The organism is Nostoc sp. (assembly GCF_036917395.1).
Taxonomy (GTDB): Bacteria; Cyanobacteriota; Cyanobacteriia; order Cyanobacteriales; family Nostocaceae; genus Nostoc.
This window is the reverse complement of the sequence record NZ_JBALDI010000003.1, coordinates 39,322-54,823: the sequence shown is the minus strand read 5'-3', so window position 1 is coordinate 54,823 and position 15,502 is coordinate 39,322. Positions and strand designations below refer to the sequence as shown.

Sequence of the window (15,502 nt, the reverse complement as noted above, 5' to 3'; positions counted from 1 at the left end):
CCCTACACGTTAAATCGGAACAACATTACGTCCCCTTCCTGCACAACATACTCTTTTCCTTCACTACGAACTAACCCTTTCTCCTTCGCAGCATTCGTCGAACCAGTAGTTACCAAGTCTTTATAAGCGACTGTTTCGGCGCGAATAAATCCCCGCTCAAAATCACTGTGGATTACACCTGCGGCTTGAGGTGCAGACATTCCAGCATTAATTGTCCAAGCGCGGGTTTCTTTAGGACCGCAGGTGAAATATGTCCGTAAGCCTAGAAGCATGTAAGTTGCCCGAATCAACGACTTCAAACCGCCTTCTTCCACACCTAAAGACTCCAGGAAATCAGCTTTATCTGACTCTGGTAATTCTACTAATTCAGCTTCAACTTGGGCAGAAACTATTACAACTTGGGCATTTTCTGTGGCGGCAATTTGCCGCACTGTTTCCACAAAATGATTACCAGTTGCCAACTCATCCTCAGATACATTGGCAGCATAGATAATTGGTTTATAAGTGAGGAGTTCTAATCCTTTAATAATTACTGCTTCTTCTTCATTCAAGCTCACCTGACGCACCGATTTACCTTCATTTAAAACCGCAGCTAATTTTTCCAAGACTGTGATTTCAAACTGTGCGTCTTTGCTGGTACGAGCTTGTTTGCGAGTCCGGTCAATTCGCCGCTCAATTTGTGCTAAATCTGATAAGCCCAATTCTATATTAATGATTTCAATATCTCGCGCTGGGTCAACAGAACCAGCAACGTGGATAATATCATCATTCTCAAAACAACGTACCACATGGACGATCGCATCAACTTCCCGGATGTGGGACAGGAATTGATTCCCTAGTCCCTCACCCTGACTTGCACCTTTAACTAAACCGGCGATATCTACAAATTCCACCCGCGCCGGGATAATTTGTGCTGAACTGGCAATTTTAGCAAGAACATTTAACCGTTCATCCGGGACTGCGACAACGCCGACATTCGGTTCAATCGTGCAAAAAGGGAAGTTAGCTGCTTCTGCCTTGGCATTAGCAACTACAGCATTAAATAAAGTAGATTTTCCGACGTTGGGAAGTCCGACAATTCCGGCTCTTAGCATTTTGGATTTTAGATTTTGGATTTTGGATTACATTACCAAGGTAATTCAAACGGGTTCCGGTATGGTTTGGGGAATGGGAGCAGGTACTGTTTGAGGAATCGGAGCAGGTACTGGTTCTGGTACAGGTCCCGGTAAAGGTTGGGGTATCGCTGGCCCCGGTACAGGTTCGGGACTAGGTAGCGGATTCGGTTCAGGATTGGGACTAGGTAGCGGGTTTGGGCTAGGATTGGGAATTTGTGGTTCGGGTATAGAAATCGCAGTAGGATTAATCATGGTAAGTCTAAATTAAATTATTTAACCTTTCTAAAGTAGATGACAACCTCATCTGTTGACATCTCCCCAAATGGCTATACCCACGAACACTTCCTTTAATAATTTACCGCTCTTGTCATTACAGTTCTCTGTGTCCCTCTGCGCGACGGCAGTCGCTACAACGGGGGGAACCCCCGCAACGCGCTGCCTCCCCTCTGCGCGACGGCAGTCGCTACAACGGGGGGAACCCCCGCAACGCGCTGCCTCCCCTCTGCGTTTAAATTTCAACCCTCAATTCACTACGATTTACGCAAAGCTGTACTAAACTACTGCTCTTTTACCTTTTCTACCATTTCTGGCACTGGATCGTAACCACCTGGATGAAACGGATGACAGCGCAAAATCCGCCGAGTTGCCATCCACCCACCACGCAACACTCCAAATCGTTCAATAGCTTGAATGGCATACATCGAACAAGTTGGTTGAAAACGACAAGTCGGGAGAAACAACGGCGATATAAACATTCGGTAGCCCCGAATCAGCCAAATAAATAATAGTTTCATTGCAGTTACCCAAATCTTATAAATTAGTAACAGGTGTAAAAATTTTCATTTTGTCGCATCTTTGTTAATTACATTTTCTGACTTCACCTCAATTCCGGTTTTCTGGCTGCAAATTGCGTCGGCTGCAATTTGGGTGCTACTCATCCTCCTGATTGCATGGGTGGTAAACCGCTTCGCCGACAAGCCAGAAATCGTGCGGAAGATAGTTCATATTGGCACTGGGAATGTGATTTTAATCGCTTGGTGGCTCGATATCCCCGCCAGTGTAGGGATTACAGCTTCTATTTTAGCGAGTGTAATTACCTTATTATCATACCGATTGCCCATTCTTCCTGGTATTAATAGCGTCGGACGCCAAAGTTTAGGGACTTTTTTTTACTCTGTCAGTTTCGGTATTTTAGTTGCCTGGTTCTGGTACTTGCAACAACCCCAGTACGCAGCCCTCGGAATTTTGATAATGACTTGGGGAGATGGATTAGCAGCCTTAATTGGGCAACGCTTTGGTACACACAAGTATAAAGTTTTTGGGACGCAAAAAAGTTGGGAAGGCTCCCTAACTATGATGCTCGTTAGCTATCTCGTCAGTAGTTTGATTTTAGTTGGAACTCAAGGAAACAGTTGGCAAACTTGGGCGATATCCCTGTTAGTTGCATTTATCGCTACTGGTTTAGAAGCTGTTTCATTTTTAGGTATTGACAATTTGACAGTTCCCTTAGGCAGTGCAGCACTTGCCTTCTTTTTAACTCAGTTAGTTTTGTTGAATTAGTAATTGCCTTGAGTGCTATTTCAAACAATGTCTTAAAGAAAGTAGCACTACATTTTAGATTTAGAAAGGAAATTGGACGATATCTTTGAACTTAACAATACTTATCATTATGTCAAAATTTTATTCTAGAAGCAAAAAATGATGCTTATAAATCGATTATTTAAAGGACTAGCTGTTGTATTGACAGTAATGGGAGGCATAGTAATTATTTGGTTATTAGTTAACTTGGTACAGTCGCAGCTAATAATATCGTCCGCTCGTCAAGGCGGTTCTTTAGCAAGGCTTTATTTATTCGGTTTACAGGCTCCAAAAATTGAACTAAATTTCAGACTTGTGTTCATTGCTAGCGCAGTTGAGATTGCCTTATTCTGGCTACTAGTACTTCTTGATGTTGTCTCTCGACATCGTGGTTTAATAGCTACTTTAGTCCTCTTTATTTTCGTTGGAATTGTCGTCTTTATTGTTTACAGTCAGTATGCAAGTGTTTTTTAGCTGATTGACAAAATTTACACTATTCTAACTTCTCACAGATGATTACCGCGATCGCTCCAAAATCCAATCGAGTAAAATCGGATTGACTAACTCCGGCGCTTCATCTTGGGGACAATGCCCCACTCCCTCTAAAGGAATAAACTTTTCTACTTGCGGAAAGTTAGCTAATTCTCTACCTAAGTTTATTGGTTCCCACGGATCAGCCGTTCCCCACAAAATAATCGCAGGACAAGCTAACAGTGGTAAAAGGTCTTCTGGTAATGGCCCTGTGGAATAAGAAGTAAAAGCAAGAAAAACAGCCCCAGCCCCCGGATCACTTGCTGGTGAAGTGAGAATATCTACCAACTCATCTGTCACCATCTCAGCATTCGCATAAGCTTGCAGCAGAATTTTTCGCACTGTTTTCGGTTTGGCGAGTTGATTGAAAAAGAAATCGCCAACTGGTTTAATAGATAGTAAGCGTTGCAGCAAAGGCGCTCCGTAACGACGAGATAAAGGTAAAGTTACCCGTTTGCGATCGTGCAACAGCCGCAAAGAACAGTTGAGCAAAGCAACTCCCAAGGCAATATCTGGATTGCTTACTGCTGCTTGCATGGCTACAATACAGCCAATAGAATTTCCGACTAAAAAAGCTGGCTCACCCACAACTTCGCGGCAAAAATCTGCCACTTGCTGTCCCCAGGTTTCTAATGTGTAGGCAATTTTTTCACCAGGTTGAGGTTTTGCGGAACCGCCAAAACCAATCAAATCAATAGCATAAACACGGCAATTTTGTGCTAACACAGGAATATTTTTTCGCCAGTGCCACCAAGAAGCACCAAATCCATGCACGAGGATAACAGCTGGCCCTGTGGTTCCTTGGGTTTGATAGCAGATAGGGAAATCTTGCCAAAGCCAGGTTTTTGTAGGGCTAAGTGCTGTTTTTGAACTTGAGGTTGTCATGGGAAATTTGATGAATGCAAGGGTAAAAGCCTTTCAGCAGCAGGGTGTAAGGAAAATTGTTTGGGATTTGGATAAAATTTATCAGATTTTAAAAATAAATCTTTTGCTCTACTGATAGCTTAGACGTATACTACGAAAGCTTCTAGGCTGAAAACACTAGCATCAAGCTGATAGTTTTATCCAGCATAGAGAGTTTTAATCTTGTTGAGAGAGGTAATTTACTCACAACTTAGATTATGTCAGTATTAGGAATTATAACTCTTATAATGCGAGTACTATTTTCGCTATTTTTGATGTGGGCTAATTAGCATCAGTGTTAGATTCAGTAGTTTCACAATTTACGACAGCCAATACAAGTCTATAAGATTGTCGAATATGAGGCATCGGCTAAAGGGTGGTTTGCAACTGGAAACTGACGCTGAATCTAACAATATTTTTCTTGTTCCTAGTTCTGCGATCCAGAAAACATGAATATATTAGAAACAATTGATACTCCTGTTGGGAGCTACGCACCAGATTTTGAACTGCCAGGTATTGATGGTCAAGTACACCATCTCAGGCGTTATCTTGAGAAGTTCCGAGCAGTGGGCGTTATTTCCATGTGTAACCACTGTCCTTATGTAGAGTGGTATATAGACAGGTTGAAAAACATTCAAGCCAAATTTGCCCCAGAAGGCTTCACACTAATTGGCATGAATGGTAGTGATGGTAATTACCATACTAGGTCAAGCTTTGAAAATATGAAAGCTTTTGCTCAGTATCACCACTTGAACTTTCCCTACCTCTGGGACTCGACGCAAGATGTGACCCGCAGTTTTGGTGCTACAAAAACACCAATGGCCTTTTTAATAGATACTAATGGTATAGTACGCTACAAAGGACAAATTGACAATCATCCTCAAGATGCATCAGCAGTGGGAGAAGATTATTTAAAAACTGCGATCGCTTCTCTGTTTCTTGCTCAAGAAATAGACATACCACAAACAGAAGCAATAGGTACTACATTAATTTGGCGTAACTAGACATAGATAGTCCCTGTAACTGCTATCTTAAATTGGAGGCAATTGCAACTTTTTTGATAAAGCGTAACTTCATGGGAACGAATTACCGACGGGTTTTACTCAAACTGAGCGGTGAAGCCTTAATGGGCAACATGGGCTATGGCATTGATCCAGAAGTGGTCAAAGGAATAGCACAAGAGGTAGCAGAGGTGATAGCCACTGGGACTCAAATGGCCATCGTTGTTGGCGGCGGCAATATTTTTCGTGGCGTCAAAGCGGCGTCGGCGGGGATGGACAGGGCAACTGCTGACTACATAGGGATGATTGCCACGGTAATGAACGCCATGACGCTGCAAGATTCGCTAGAACGTATAGGGGTACAGACGCGGGTGCAAACTGCGATCGCTATGCAAGAATTAGCGGAACCGTATATCCGTCGTCGTGCCATCCGCCATCTTGAAAAAGGACGGGTGGTAATTTTTGGTGCTGGTTCTGGAAACCCCTTCTTTACTACAGACACCACTGCGGCATTAAGAGCCGCAGAAATTGATGCTGAAGTGATTTTTAAAGCCACCAAAGTAGACGGAGTGTATGACGCTGATCCTCATATTTATCCTGAGGCGAAGCGTTACAATAGCCTCACCTACGCGCACGTTTTAGCCAAAGATTTGCGGGTGATGGATAGTACTGCGATCGCCTTGTGTAAAGAAAATAATATTCCAATTCTGGTATTTGACCTAACGGTGCGAGGAAACATCCACCGAGCAGTCTTGGGAGAATCCATCGGCACCCTTGTGGGAGGTTCTTGTGAAATTAGCTGAAGCTGAAAGTACGATGCAAAAAACCGTTGAGTCAACTCAACGATCTTTTAACACGATTCGCACTGGTCGCGCCAATGCGAGTCTATTAGATAAGGTATCAGTGGACTATTACGGTTCGCCTACGCCCTTGAAATCACTGGCAAACATTAGTACACCAGATGCTACGACGATTTTAATTCAACCCTATGATCGCAAAAGTTTAAATATAGTCGAAAAAGCGATTTCCCTCTCAGATGTGGGTTTAACCCCCAGCAATGACGGTTCCGTGATTCGGCTGAATATTCCGCCCTTGACAAGCGATCGCCGGAAAGAATTCGTCAAAATGGCATCTAAATATGCTGAAGAGGGTCGTGTTGCTATTCGTAACATTCGCCGCGAAGCCATAGACTCGATTCGCAAACAGGAAAAAAATACTGAAATTTCTGAAGATGAGGCACGAGATCAGCAAGACAAACTACAAAAACTGACAAACAAATACACTGCAAGAGTAGATGAATTGCTGGCAGAAAAAGAAAAAGACATTACGACTGTTTAAAGTCTAAAGTCTGAAGCATAAAGGCTGAAGGATGATGGATAAATTCTTCAGCCTTTATCATTTCTTAGGTATCTAACAAAAATTGATCAAGTATTTCAATAGAAAATAAACTAATTCCGGAGCAAAAATTCAGCCATATGTACGACTGCATCATCGTCGGTGCTGGGCCAGCTGGTGGAACAGCTGCATATCATTTAGCCAAGCAAGGTCGCTCAGTATTAGTGTTAGAAAAAGAATCCCTGCCAAGGTATAAACCTTGTGGCGGTGGTGTATCTCCAGCGATCGCTCAATGGTTTGACTTTGATTTTAGCCCAGCGATTTCTGTCAAAGCCGACTCCCTTCGCTTTACTTGGAAATTGGGCGACCCCGTGGAAGCAAAAATCGCCACAAAAGAACCAGTCTGGATGGTGCGACGAGATATTTTTGACCATTTCCTAGTGCAGCAAGCACAGAAGCATGGGGCTGAACTACGAGATAATACTGAAGTAACGGGTATTGAGTTTAAAAGTGACCATTGGCAAGTTAACACAGCCAATGGGCCAGTTATAGGTCGCTACTTAATCGCGGCTGATGGTGTCAAAGGTCCAATGGCAAAATGGCTAGGCTTCAAAGAACGTAAACGTCGTTTAGCAGGAGCTTTGGAAGCAGAAGTTGCCGCAACTGTGAAGGACAAATCCACAATTCACTTTGAGTTTGGCTTGGTGAAAAATGGCTATATTTGGAACTTCCCAAAAGCTGATGGTTATTCCATTGGTGTCGGTACATTTATCGGTGGCGAACCTCAAGACTTTAAGAAGATTTTAGATGAGTACGCGCGATCGTTTAATCTAGATATCAAAACTAGCAAGCAGTATGGTTATCCCCTTTGCTTGTGGGATGGCAACCAAAAGTTGCATACTCAAAATGCAGTTTTGGCTGGGGAAGCTGCTTGTGTAGTTGATCCAATGACAGCAGAAGGCATTCGCCCTTCAATTTTTAGCGGTTTGATTGCAGCAGGAGCCATTAATGAGGCTCTTTCTGGTGATACCAATGCTTTAGAAAAATATAGTGAAGCCATTAATGAAGAATGGGGTACTGAGATGGCTTGGGCGCAAAAATTAGCTGGAGCATTCTATCGCTTTCCAGGCATTGGCTACAAAGTTGGTGTTAAGCGCCCTTCCGGTGCCCAAATCATGGGTAAGATTCTGTGCGGAGAACTGCGCTATGGTGATGTTGCCGGTCGCGCTCTCAAGCGTTTAATCCCTGGTTTTGGAGGTTAGGGATTAGGTAACGAATCTCTAAGGTAGGAGATGCCCACCTCACAAAATCAATCATCTTTTGTCGGGTGGGCGTCTACCCGCCCTATTTTCACTTTATTTATGCCTATCTACTTCCCATTTATCTAAACTAAGGTTTTAGATAAGGAACTTTCAAAGGTGTGCAATATAATTCCCAGAATCTGAGCGACTGCATTAACATAGTATTCAATTGAGTCAATGCAAACAATATTCTGTTCTAAAGTTAAGAATTTCCAAGCGGTTCCACTTGTCACTACTCCATAGATGACTGGAATCTCATTTCCTGCCCTTTGATTAAATATCTGAGCAGCAATCATTGTGGCTGCACATTGCCCCAGCCCTGCAATAATATTTTCGTTTTTCGCCTCAATTATTGTCACCACTGGAGCACTGATAAAATACTGTTCACCAGATGCACTGAGGATGAAGTCACAAAAACCTGAGAGTCCTTGAGCAGGATCAATATTGAACTCTGTACCTGAAAATAAGCTGATCTGATAATTTAACTGTCGCCTTACCTCAGACAGAATAGGAGCGATTAAGAATTCAGAACGAGCTTTTTCGCTGTTAATGGCAGTTGCTAAAATTAGGTTTTCATCCAGCAACCGCTTTAGCAGGTCAGAGGGCTGCACCCCGCCTACAGTCAGAAACAGATTATGTGTCTCTTGCAAAGTTAAGCCAAAGGCATCTCTGACTTTAACGAGACTAAAATCACTATATGCCATAGACTCATGCTCCAGTTCTATTTTAATTGTGCATGGCTTGCCCGTCTTTGCAAGATATTATTTGAAAGCCAAGCTTGGTTAGCAGGCTCGCCTCTCAAATATTGCACTTTAACGCGAGCAAAATTAAAAATACCTAGAGAAAAACCAGATAATTACTCCAGTTCCCAACACACAAATAATTCCTGCCAAGCCAGCTAGGGGTTTTTTATTCTTACCTGTAAACCAGTCAGAGACTTTACCTGTGTAAGTAATTAGTTCTGCTGTGTCCAGGGTAGCGATCGCCCATACCCATCCCGCGTGCAGTCCCCAAGCTAAACCTAAATTGCCGTTCCCAGCAAAGCGTGCCAATACCAGCACCATTCCCATCAGCCACAATCCAGGAAGTTGGGGTGCGGTTTCGCGTTGCTCCCAAACTAGGTGTAGCAAGGCAAAAATCAAGCTAGAAATTGCTGCTGCTATCCAAATTGGGTAATCCTGCGCTAATTCAGTGAACAGGAAACCGCGAAAAACTAACTCTTCTATCCCACCGACTAATAACGCTATCAAAAAAATCGGTAGCAAGATGGGTAGTAGTAACTTGAAATTCGTCTTTTCAAAAGAACACCAACCTAACCCAAATTGCCCACTAAATACAATAGCTAGGCTCACCACTCCCAAACCAAAACCTAGTGCTAAAGAACCAAAAGTTGAAAGATTCCCAACAAAGCCGTAATCTGAAAAAGATTTATTGGTTAGCCAACTAACTCCCCACAGAATCAGGGGAGCTAATAGGTAAAGTGACGCCAATAATGGTATTTTTTGCTCTGGCTGCAAAGGTTTGGGAGGTTGCCAATTGAGCAATATTGCTGATCCTGTTGCGATCGGCAACCAACAAACTATCCAGAAAATGAAAAATGCCATCACTACAACTAGTGCTGGTGCATTTTCCATAAACGCCAGTAAGGCGTTGACCGAAGGCTCAAAGAAAGTTATCAAAATAAACAAAAAAAACACGATAGACTTCTTGCACTATAGATTTCTTGCTGATTAATCAAGACTCTACTAAATTTGGTGACTTCTGCAAGGGGTCTAATCGTATTTTTTACCTGGGGCAAAATTTTTTAAATAGAGCTATTAGTGTGCTGTCAGGGTAAGGACAAGTTATCATCACCTGAAACTTATCCCTACCATCAGCAAATTTAGTCTTCGTCTTCCAAATCTTCGTCTGATTCGTCAGAATCTACATCTTGTGAGGTTAGTTTTTTATCAGTTTCACCGAGTTGAATCAAGTGAATATGCTTGTATCCCAGCCTAATTTCAAACTCATCGCCAGGTTTTAAACCCATTGCTTTGGTATATGTAGCACCAATCACAATTTGACCATTTTGATGGACGCTAACCCGATAGGTCGGTTCACGACCACGACCATCTTTAGGTGCTTCTGGACTTAGAGGAATTCCTCTAGCTGATAGCAAAGCGTCATAAAAATCGGTGAGATTGACACGAACCTGGTTATTCTTAGTAACAGTGTAATAGCCGCACTGTTTAGCTCTTTCTCGGCGTGGTAAAGTGGAAAGTTCTTTTACTTTAGCAAGTAGTGCTTTTCCAGTTAATGGTGCGGTTGCAGTTTCAGTCATTATGCTCAAATTTTCCTTACTCTCTCCAAACTGATAAACGATGTAGTCTTATGCCAGCATTTAGCTTTTTAGCATTTGCATAGAGCTACTGAAGACCCTAATGTAACGGGTGAATTCCTGCCGATAGGAGCCAAAAGCACTTCTATTATGGTTGTCTACAACCAACTAAAGGCCATAGTTGCCACAGACATTAATTTTTGTGATATTACGGCACTTTTAACCATTCTTCGCCATCAGAAAGAAAACTATTTTCTCCTTTGGCGCTACTGTAGCGGTGTAACTTTCAGCCACCTTTACAAATTGTGTTGGTTCTACTGCAAATAAGTCGTAGACCCAATAAATTGCAGGTTTTTCACTTTCAGTGCTTGCCTTTCTTGCCAATGAGCAAGTAGAGTTTTCTCTACTCGTCCTCTCAAGCTTTGGATAGCATAGTATTTCAATAGAGTCCTACGGGCTTATGCCCTTTTGTCCTGCCAGTAGAGACGCGAATTCTCTTGTCTCTACATTACGAATCAACAAAGCAGTAGTAACCGCGCTGATACGGCTCTTGATTCTGGTTTTGTCACTTCGTAATTTTATATCAAATACTAGCATGGACTAATAATAGCAAAATAGTTGTTTAATTTTGAATTAAAGTTGCTAGTAAATTTTTATTTAAATTTCTGGACTTAAAGAAGAAAAAAGCAGTGACGATTTTCGCAACCCTTTATTGCAAGCGTGAGTATTGGCCTATGGCTTTTATAAAAATTTATATAATTGAGACGAGCAGTTTTGACCAATGAGTTCAATCCAAGATTTTCTTGATTGAGAGGAAGCCAAAAAGCGAAAAGTCTCGTATATCCGGGTTTTTCGGTGCAAAAACTTTTATTTAAAAGTGGTGAGGATTTTTCCTCGGTTTATTATCCTAAGGTCAAAAGCGGTCAGAGGATTTTGTACGTCTGTCTATGGGAAGAATAAATTTCTTAACATCTGCCTAGCGCTTGATTGCTACTACTATATATTGAACATGTGGTTTCACACTTCTATATAATCAAAAAGTTCCGCCTTCGTTACCGCTTGACCGAATTTTCCAGCTAGGACTGCTTGACTCAAGTTGACATCAAGACGTGTTGCTAACCTAACATGCATTTAATTTGCATATTATCACCAGGTCAGAGATGAACGTAAGTCCCTCTCTCAGCAAACACTCTTTCCTTTACATTCCTAAACAGGTAAATTCAATGCAAAGCTACAATTACATTTTTGGCGTTTTATCTCAGATTTTGACACAAATATTGCTTACATCGGTGCTACAAGTTAAATTTTAATGGTTATCCTTAAACTAGAATCACTCGCTTTTTTGTCGTCGGCCAATTAACACCAGGGTTTTAATTAAAGGCAAAAAGAGGATAGCTTACTTTTTGCAACTACCTGCGTTGACTGATGATTGTTGAGGCTGGGAAAGCAATTTTAAAATTTTAGTTAGTGATTATGGAAGTCATTTTTAAGGTCATTCGACAGCAACAAAATTCCTCCCCTGTTGTGCAAACCTACCTTGTAGAGGCAGAACCAGGTAATACAATCCTAGATTGCCTGAATCATATTAAGTGGGAGCAAGATGGAACTTTGGCGTTTCGCAAAAATTGCCGCAATACCATTTGTGGTAGCTGTGCTATGCGAATTAATGGGCGTTCGGCTTTAGCTTGTAAGGAAAATGTTGGCAGCGAACTTGCTAGATTACAACAAATACCATCATCCCAAAGTAAAGTAAATGCCATTGCCGAAATCACGATCGCCCCTCTCGGCAATATGCCTGTGATTAAAGATTTAGTTGTAGATATGAGCAGTTTCTGGAATAATTTAGAGGCAGTTGCTCCTTATGTGAGTACAGCAGCCCGACAAGTTCCAGAAAGAGAGTTTTTGCAAACACCCCAAGAGCGATCGCGCCTCGATCAAACTGGCAACTGTATTATGTGTGGTGCTTGTTACTCGGAATGCAACGCCCGTGAAGTTGATCCAAACTTTGTTGGCCCCCATGCCCTTGCCAAAGCTTACCGGATGGTAGCAGACTCCCGCGATAGCGACACCCAAAATCGTTTAGCAAGCTACAACGAAGGTACTAAAGGCGTATGGGGTTGCACCCGTTGTTTGTACTGCGATTCAGTTTGTCCAATGGAAGTTGCACCATTAGAACAAATCACCAAAATTAAACAAGAAATTCTCACCCAAAAACAAGTCAGCGACAGTCGTTCAATTCGTCACCGGAAAGTATTGGTGGATTTAGTTAAAGAAGGTGGTTGGATTGATGAACGTCAATTTGGTTTACAAGTTGTCGGTAACTACTTTAAAGATTTAAAAGGATTACTCAATCTTGCACCCCTCGGTTTGCGGATGATCATCCGGGGTAAATTCCCCCTATCATTTGAACCTTCAGAAGGGACGCAACAAGTGCGATCGCTCATTGAATCTGTGCAACAGGTAGAAGGGAGTAGGGAGTAGGGAGTGGGGAGTGGGGGGCAGGGGGCAGGGGGACAAGGTGACAAGGCGACTTGAGTGAGAACTTGCAACAAGTCTTTCTCCTTGTCCCCAAGTCCTCTTACCCATGCCCAATGCCCCATCCCGCATTCCCCACTCCCCATTCCCCACTCCCCATTCCCCACTCCCCATTCCCCACTCCCCATTCCCCACTCCCCATTTTTCAACGTGGTTCTTGAGGGATATTCAACGGTTGTCCATAACGGTCATATACTAAAACATCCCACTGCCCATTGTTACTAGATTCAAAAGCAATCCTACTACCATCAGCGCTAATTGTAGGGTTGCGGACTTCCGCTTGCAGATTATTAGTCAAATTCCGTGATTGACGTGTTTCCCGGTCGTAGAGAAAAATGGCCGATCGCCCCTGACGACTAGCACCAAACACAATATAACGACCATCTTGTGAAACGCTAGGATGAGTTGCGATCGCATCAAAGGAGTTTAAACCTGGCAAATCAACCAAATCACGAGTCACCGTATCAAACATATAAACATCTTGGCTACCGCGTCGGTCAGTAATAAAAACAATGTATCTCCCAGAGATTTGGGGATTTAATTCTGATGCTAAACTATTGAGACTTCGACCCCCCGGATCAAAGGGATAACTCAAAATGCGAGGGTAGCCAAAACACCCAGTCAATAAACTTAAACATATAAATACAGGTATAAAAAAAATACGTTTCATATAATTAGTCATTAGTCATTAGTCATTAGTCAATAGTCAATAGTCTCACAACTCCTAACTCATAACCGGAGGCGGAGCGTCTCCGGCTTTGCTCCTAACTCCTAACTCTTAGGGAGGTGAACCTACAGTTGCACCATTAGGAATATCTAACTCAATATTTGGCCCCCGGTCTAGGACTTCAATATCCCACTGACCACGGCTGGCGGTTTCAAAAACAACATAACGTCCATCTGGGCTGATATTTGGTTTTCTCACCCAGCCGCGATAGATTGGCGTGACGATTTGTGACTGTTGCGTAGCGCGATCATAAAGCGCCACTACTGGTCTACCTTGGTCACTAGTAAGATAAGCAATGTAACGCCCGGTGTAGCTCAAACTGGGACTTTCAGCAATTGTTTCCTGTCGATTTATGCCCGGTGTGCCAATAAAGAGTTGCCTCTCCAAATCGTAGACTAGTAGCTGCTGATTACCATTTCGATTAGATACAAACGCTAAAAAGCGCCCATTTCCACTCAAAGCAGGCTGCTCCTCGGTGTAGCGACTATTGAGGGAAGTAGGCCCTATGGGAATATCGTTAGAACCGCAAGATACAAGCAAACTTGTTAAACTAAAAACCAGGCTCCAATGAATAGGTCTTTGGAGCCAAAATATAGGCGTAAATTTTTTCACCTCAACTGTTTTCCGTCGCCTCTAAAATTACCTCCACACCAACTGTTTTAAACATCGTCATCAAAATCGGTCGAATTATCTAGCCCCTCATTTGGCTTTTCAACCGGGTTGTATGGTACATAATCAGTTGGGATCGCCTCATCATCTTCGCGCCCTCTTCGAGGAGTTGAGTCAGTGGGTGGACGACGCCTTCTTGGTCTGGGAGCGACATCATCTTCACGACTTTCTGGACGCGCAGACCCGTTATTACTACGCCGAGAAGGTTTTCTGACCTCCCCTGCTGAACTTTCCCAATCATCAACTTGCCTAGATGAAGAACCCCAATTCTCTTCTTCAGAGCTTTCAGAAGGGCGATTCACAGTCCGCCCAGAAGTCCGCCGCCGCGTTTTATCAGTTGGAGCCTGTTTTTCACTACTGCTGCTGTTACGGCGTTCTGAACGACGGGGGGGTTGCTCCTCGTAGTAATCATCACGAGTTGAAATCTCATCCCTGCTACCCCGAATCCGGGGACGCACAGGGCGCTCCTCTTCTTCATAAGGTAATGGATCTAAGTCTGCATCCATCTCAGCTTGATACTTTCTGCGATCATTGTACGAATAGCGATCGCTAATCGGTCGGTCTTCATCCACAATCGGAGTGTTACGTTTTGCTTGCTGGGTAGCTATACTTCGCAGGCGGATACTTTCAACTGCAAAAAATACAGTTGTGCCAACTAAAAGCAATTGACCAAATTGTAGAATCGGGTCTAGCCGCCATCCTTGAAACACGAGAATGAAGCCGCAGAGCAAGCCGACTGCTGCAAAAAAGATATCTTGATCCCGTGACAATTCTGGACGCACAGTGCGGAGAAAATACAGTGCTGCCCCAGCCACAGCCAGGAAAATTCCTAGAATACTGGCTGAGTTTGCCCCAAAATTTACCTGAGCCAGAAAACTGGCTGAGTTCAGCCCAAAATTTATCATTGCTGTTTTCCCAATATCAAATCTATGTTAGCGAGTCACAATTAAAATCACTACTCTAATTAGTCACGATATATTGAAGCTTCAAAGCCTCTGGCAAAGAAGCTCTGAAGCCGTTGACCGAAAAATAAAAACACCTACTTCTATCAGCTACAACTGCTCCTAGCGGTAAACACTGCTGTTTTTGGTGCAATTAATCTAGATAGCTGACAGATAATCGATTATGAGAGTCAATTCAACTTTCATAAGCATTATGAACGCTGAATTTTATCTCTTTGGCTAATGAAAACTAGACCAACTATAACGGGTATCACAACAATTGCAGTACCCCATAGCAGACTCCAAAGAAAATTTGCTAAAGAAGGCGTCATACTTCTCAACCTTTTTTTACACACTTCATCCTAATTTTAATAGTGTATTACTTTCTTGAGAAGCCTCTAACTCGGAACTACTAAACTTGTTAACTGCTTTCACCAGTTGTTGAGTTAACCGCGTGAGCTAGTTCGCTTTTCTATTTCAGAAGGAAGTGACAGCATTTGGTTAAAATGATCATGAGAGTGCTTTACAAAGCTTAAAATTTTGTGGCAA

18 protein-coding genes are annotated in these 15,502 nt (G+C 42.7%); 7 read left to right on the top strand and 11 right to left on the bottom strand.

Annotated elements, in window-relative coordinates:
• Positions 1-2: 2 nt before the first annotated feature.
• The 3 genes from ychF to yidD form a co-directional block, all read right to left on the bottom strand.
• On the bottom strand, positions 3-1,094 hold the full coding sequence (gene ychF, locus V7K46_RS01565; RefSeq protein WP_335110391.1) for a redox-regulated ATPase YchF: 1,092 nt from the start codon (positions 1,092-1,094) through the stop codon (positions 3-5).
• Between the two features lie 45 nt (positions 1,095-1,139).
• Positions 1,140-1,367: a hypothetical protein gene (locus V7K46_RS01560; RefSeq protein ID WP_335110388.1), complete on the bottom strand. Its 228-nt coding sequence runs from the start codon at positions 1,365-1,367 to the stop codon at positions 1,140-1,142.
• Positions 1,368-1,672: 305 nt separating this feature from the next.
• Entirely contained in the window at positions 1,673-1,909 is a 237-nt protein-coding gene (gene yidD / locus V7K46_RS01555) for a membrane protein insertion efficiency factor YidD (RefSeq protein WP_335110386.1), read from the bottom strand.
• Between the two features lie 61 nt (positions 1,910-1,970).
• Between yidD and V7K46_RS01550 the strand changes: the two genes are divergently transcribed.
• Both V7K46_RS01550 and V7K46_RS01545 read left to right on the top strand, forming a co-directional pair.
• Positions 1,971-2,675, top strand: a complete 705-nt coding sequence (locus tag V7K46_RS01550; RefSeq protein WP_335110384.1) for a diacylglycerol/polyprenol kinase family protein — start codon at positions 1,971-1,973, stop codon at positions 2,673-2,675.
• A gap of 138 nt (positions 2,676-2,813) precedes the next feature.
• Positions 2,814-3,167 carry a hypothetical protein gene (locus tag V7K46_RS01545; protein WP_335110382.1) on the top strand — a complete coding sequence of 118 codons (354 nt, stop codon included), beginning with the start codon at positions 2,814-2,816 and terminating at the stop codon, positions 3,165-3,167.
• 42 nt (positions 3,168-3,209) lie between these two features.
• Here V7K46_RS01545 and V7K46_RS01540 read toward each other — a convergent pair whose 3' ends face one another.
• Positions 3,210-4,109 (bottom strand): alpha/beta fold hydrolase, encoded by a 900-nt coding sequence (locus tag V7K46_RS01540; RefSeq protein ID WP_335110380.1) that lies wholly within the window; start codon positions 4,107-4,109, stop codon positions 3,210-3,212.
• A 467-nt stretch (positions 4,110-4,576) separates the two neighbouring features.
• Here V7K46_RS01540 and V7K46_RS01535 point away from each other — a divergent pair, with 467 nt between their 5' ends.
• The 4 genes from V7K46_RS01535 (at position 4,577) to V7K46_RS01520 (ending at position 7,725) form a co-directional block, all read left to right on the top strand.
• Entirely contained in the window at positions 4,577-5,131 is a 555-nt protein-coding gene (locus tag V7K46_RS01535) for a thioredoxin family protein (protein ID WP_335110378.1), read from the top strand.
• A gap of 71 nt (positions 5,132-5,202) precedes the next feature.
• Positions 5,203-5,931, top strand: a complete 729-nt coding sequence (gene pyrH / locus V7K46_RS01530) for a UMP kinase (protein ID WP_334872975.1) — start codon at positions 5,203-5,205, stop codon at positions 5,929-5,931.
• The gene (gene frr, locus V7K46_RS01525) at positions 5,918-6,466 is read left to right on the top strand and encodes a ribosome recycling factor (protein ID WP_335110376.1); all 549 of its coding nucleotides are present in this window, start codon (positions 5,918-5,920) and stop codon (positions 6,464-6,466) included. Before pyrH ends, frr begins: the two co-directional genes overlap by 14 nt.
• A gap of 137 nt (positions 6,467-6,603) precedes the next feature.
• Entirely contained in the window at positions 6,604-7,725 is a 1,122-nt protein-coding gene (locus tag V7K46_RS01520; RefSeq protein ID WP_335110374.1) for a geranylgeranyl reductase family protein, read from the top strand.
• A gap of 122 nt (positions 7,726-7,847) precedes the next feature.
• On the opposite strand, the gene V7K46_RS01515 is transcribed toward V7K46_RS01520, so the two are convergent.
• The 3 genes from V7K46_RS01515 to V7K46_RS01505 form a co-directional block, all read right to left on the bottom strand.
• Positions 7,848-8,468 carry a hypothetical protein gene (locus tag V7K46_RS01515; RefSeq protein ID WP_335110372.1) on the bottom strand — a complete coding sequence of 207 codons (621 nt, stop codon included), beginning with the start codon at positions 8,466-8,468 and terminating at the stop codon, positions 7,848-7,850.
• Between the two features lie 123 nt (positions 8,469-8,591).
• Entirely contained in the window at positions 8,592-9,461 is an 870-nt protein-coding gene (locus tag V7K46_RS01510) for a CPBP family intramembrane glutamic endopeptidase (RefSeq protein ID WP_335110370.1), read from the bottom strand.
• A gap of 185 nt (positions 9,462-9,646) precedes the next feature.
• Positions 9,647-10,084, bottom strand: coding sequence for an AbrB family transcriptional regulator (locus tag V7K46_RS01505; protein ID WP_335110368.1), 438 nt, complete (start codon positions 10,082-10,084; stop codon positions 9,647-9,649).
• Between the two features lie 1,470 nt (positions 10,085-11,554).
• On the opposite strand from V7K46_RS01505, the gene V7K46_RS01500 reads away from it, so the two are divergent.
• The gene (locus V7K46_RS01500; protein ID WP_335110366.1) at positions 11,555-12,562 is read left to right on the top strand and encodes a succinate dehydrogenase/fumarate reductase iron-sulfur subunit; all 1,008 of its coding nucleotides are present in this window, start codon (positions 11,555-11,557) and stop codon (positions 12,560-12,562) included.
• A gap of 199 nt (positions 12,563-12,761) precedes the next feature.
• On the opposite strand, the gene V7K46_RS01495 is transcribed toward V7K46_RS01500, so the two are convergent.
• The 4 genes from V7K46_RS01495 to psbX all read right to left on the bottom strand — a co-directional run bounded on the left by V7K46_RS01495 (position 12,762) and on the right by psbX (position 15,285).
• Positions 12,762-13,286: a TolB family protein gene (locus V7K46_RS01495; protein WP_335074352.1), complete on the bottom strand. Its 525-nt coding sequence runs from the start codon at positions 13,284-13,286 to the stop codon at positions 12,762-12,764.
• Positions 13,287-13,394: 108 nt separating this feature from the next.
• On the bottom strand, positions 13,395-13,955 hold the full coding sequence (locus V7K46_RS01490; RefSeq protein ID WP_273766882.1) for a TolB family protein: 561 nt from the start codon (positions 13,953-13,955) through the stop codon (positions 13,395-13,397).
• A 47-nt stretch (positions 13,956-14,002) separates the two neighbouring features.
• Positions 14,003-14,917 (bottom strand): Ycf66 family protein, encoded by a 915-nt coding sequence (locus V7K46_RS01485; protein WP_335110363.1) that lies wholly within the window; start codon positions 14,915-14,917, stop codon positions 14,003-14,005.
• Between the two features lie 248 nt (positions 14,918-15,165).
• Entirely contained in the window at positions 15,166-15,285 is a 120-nt protein-coding gene (psbX, locus tag V7K46_RS01480) for a photosystem II reaction center X protein (RefSeq protein WP_335110361.1), read from the bottom strand.
• Positions 15,286-15,502 lie beyond the last annotated feature (217 nt).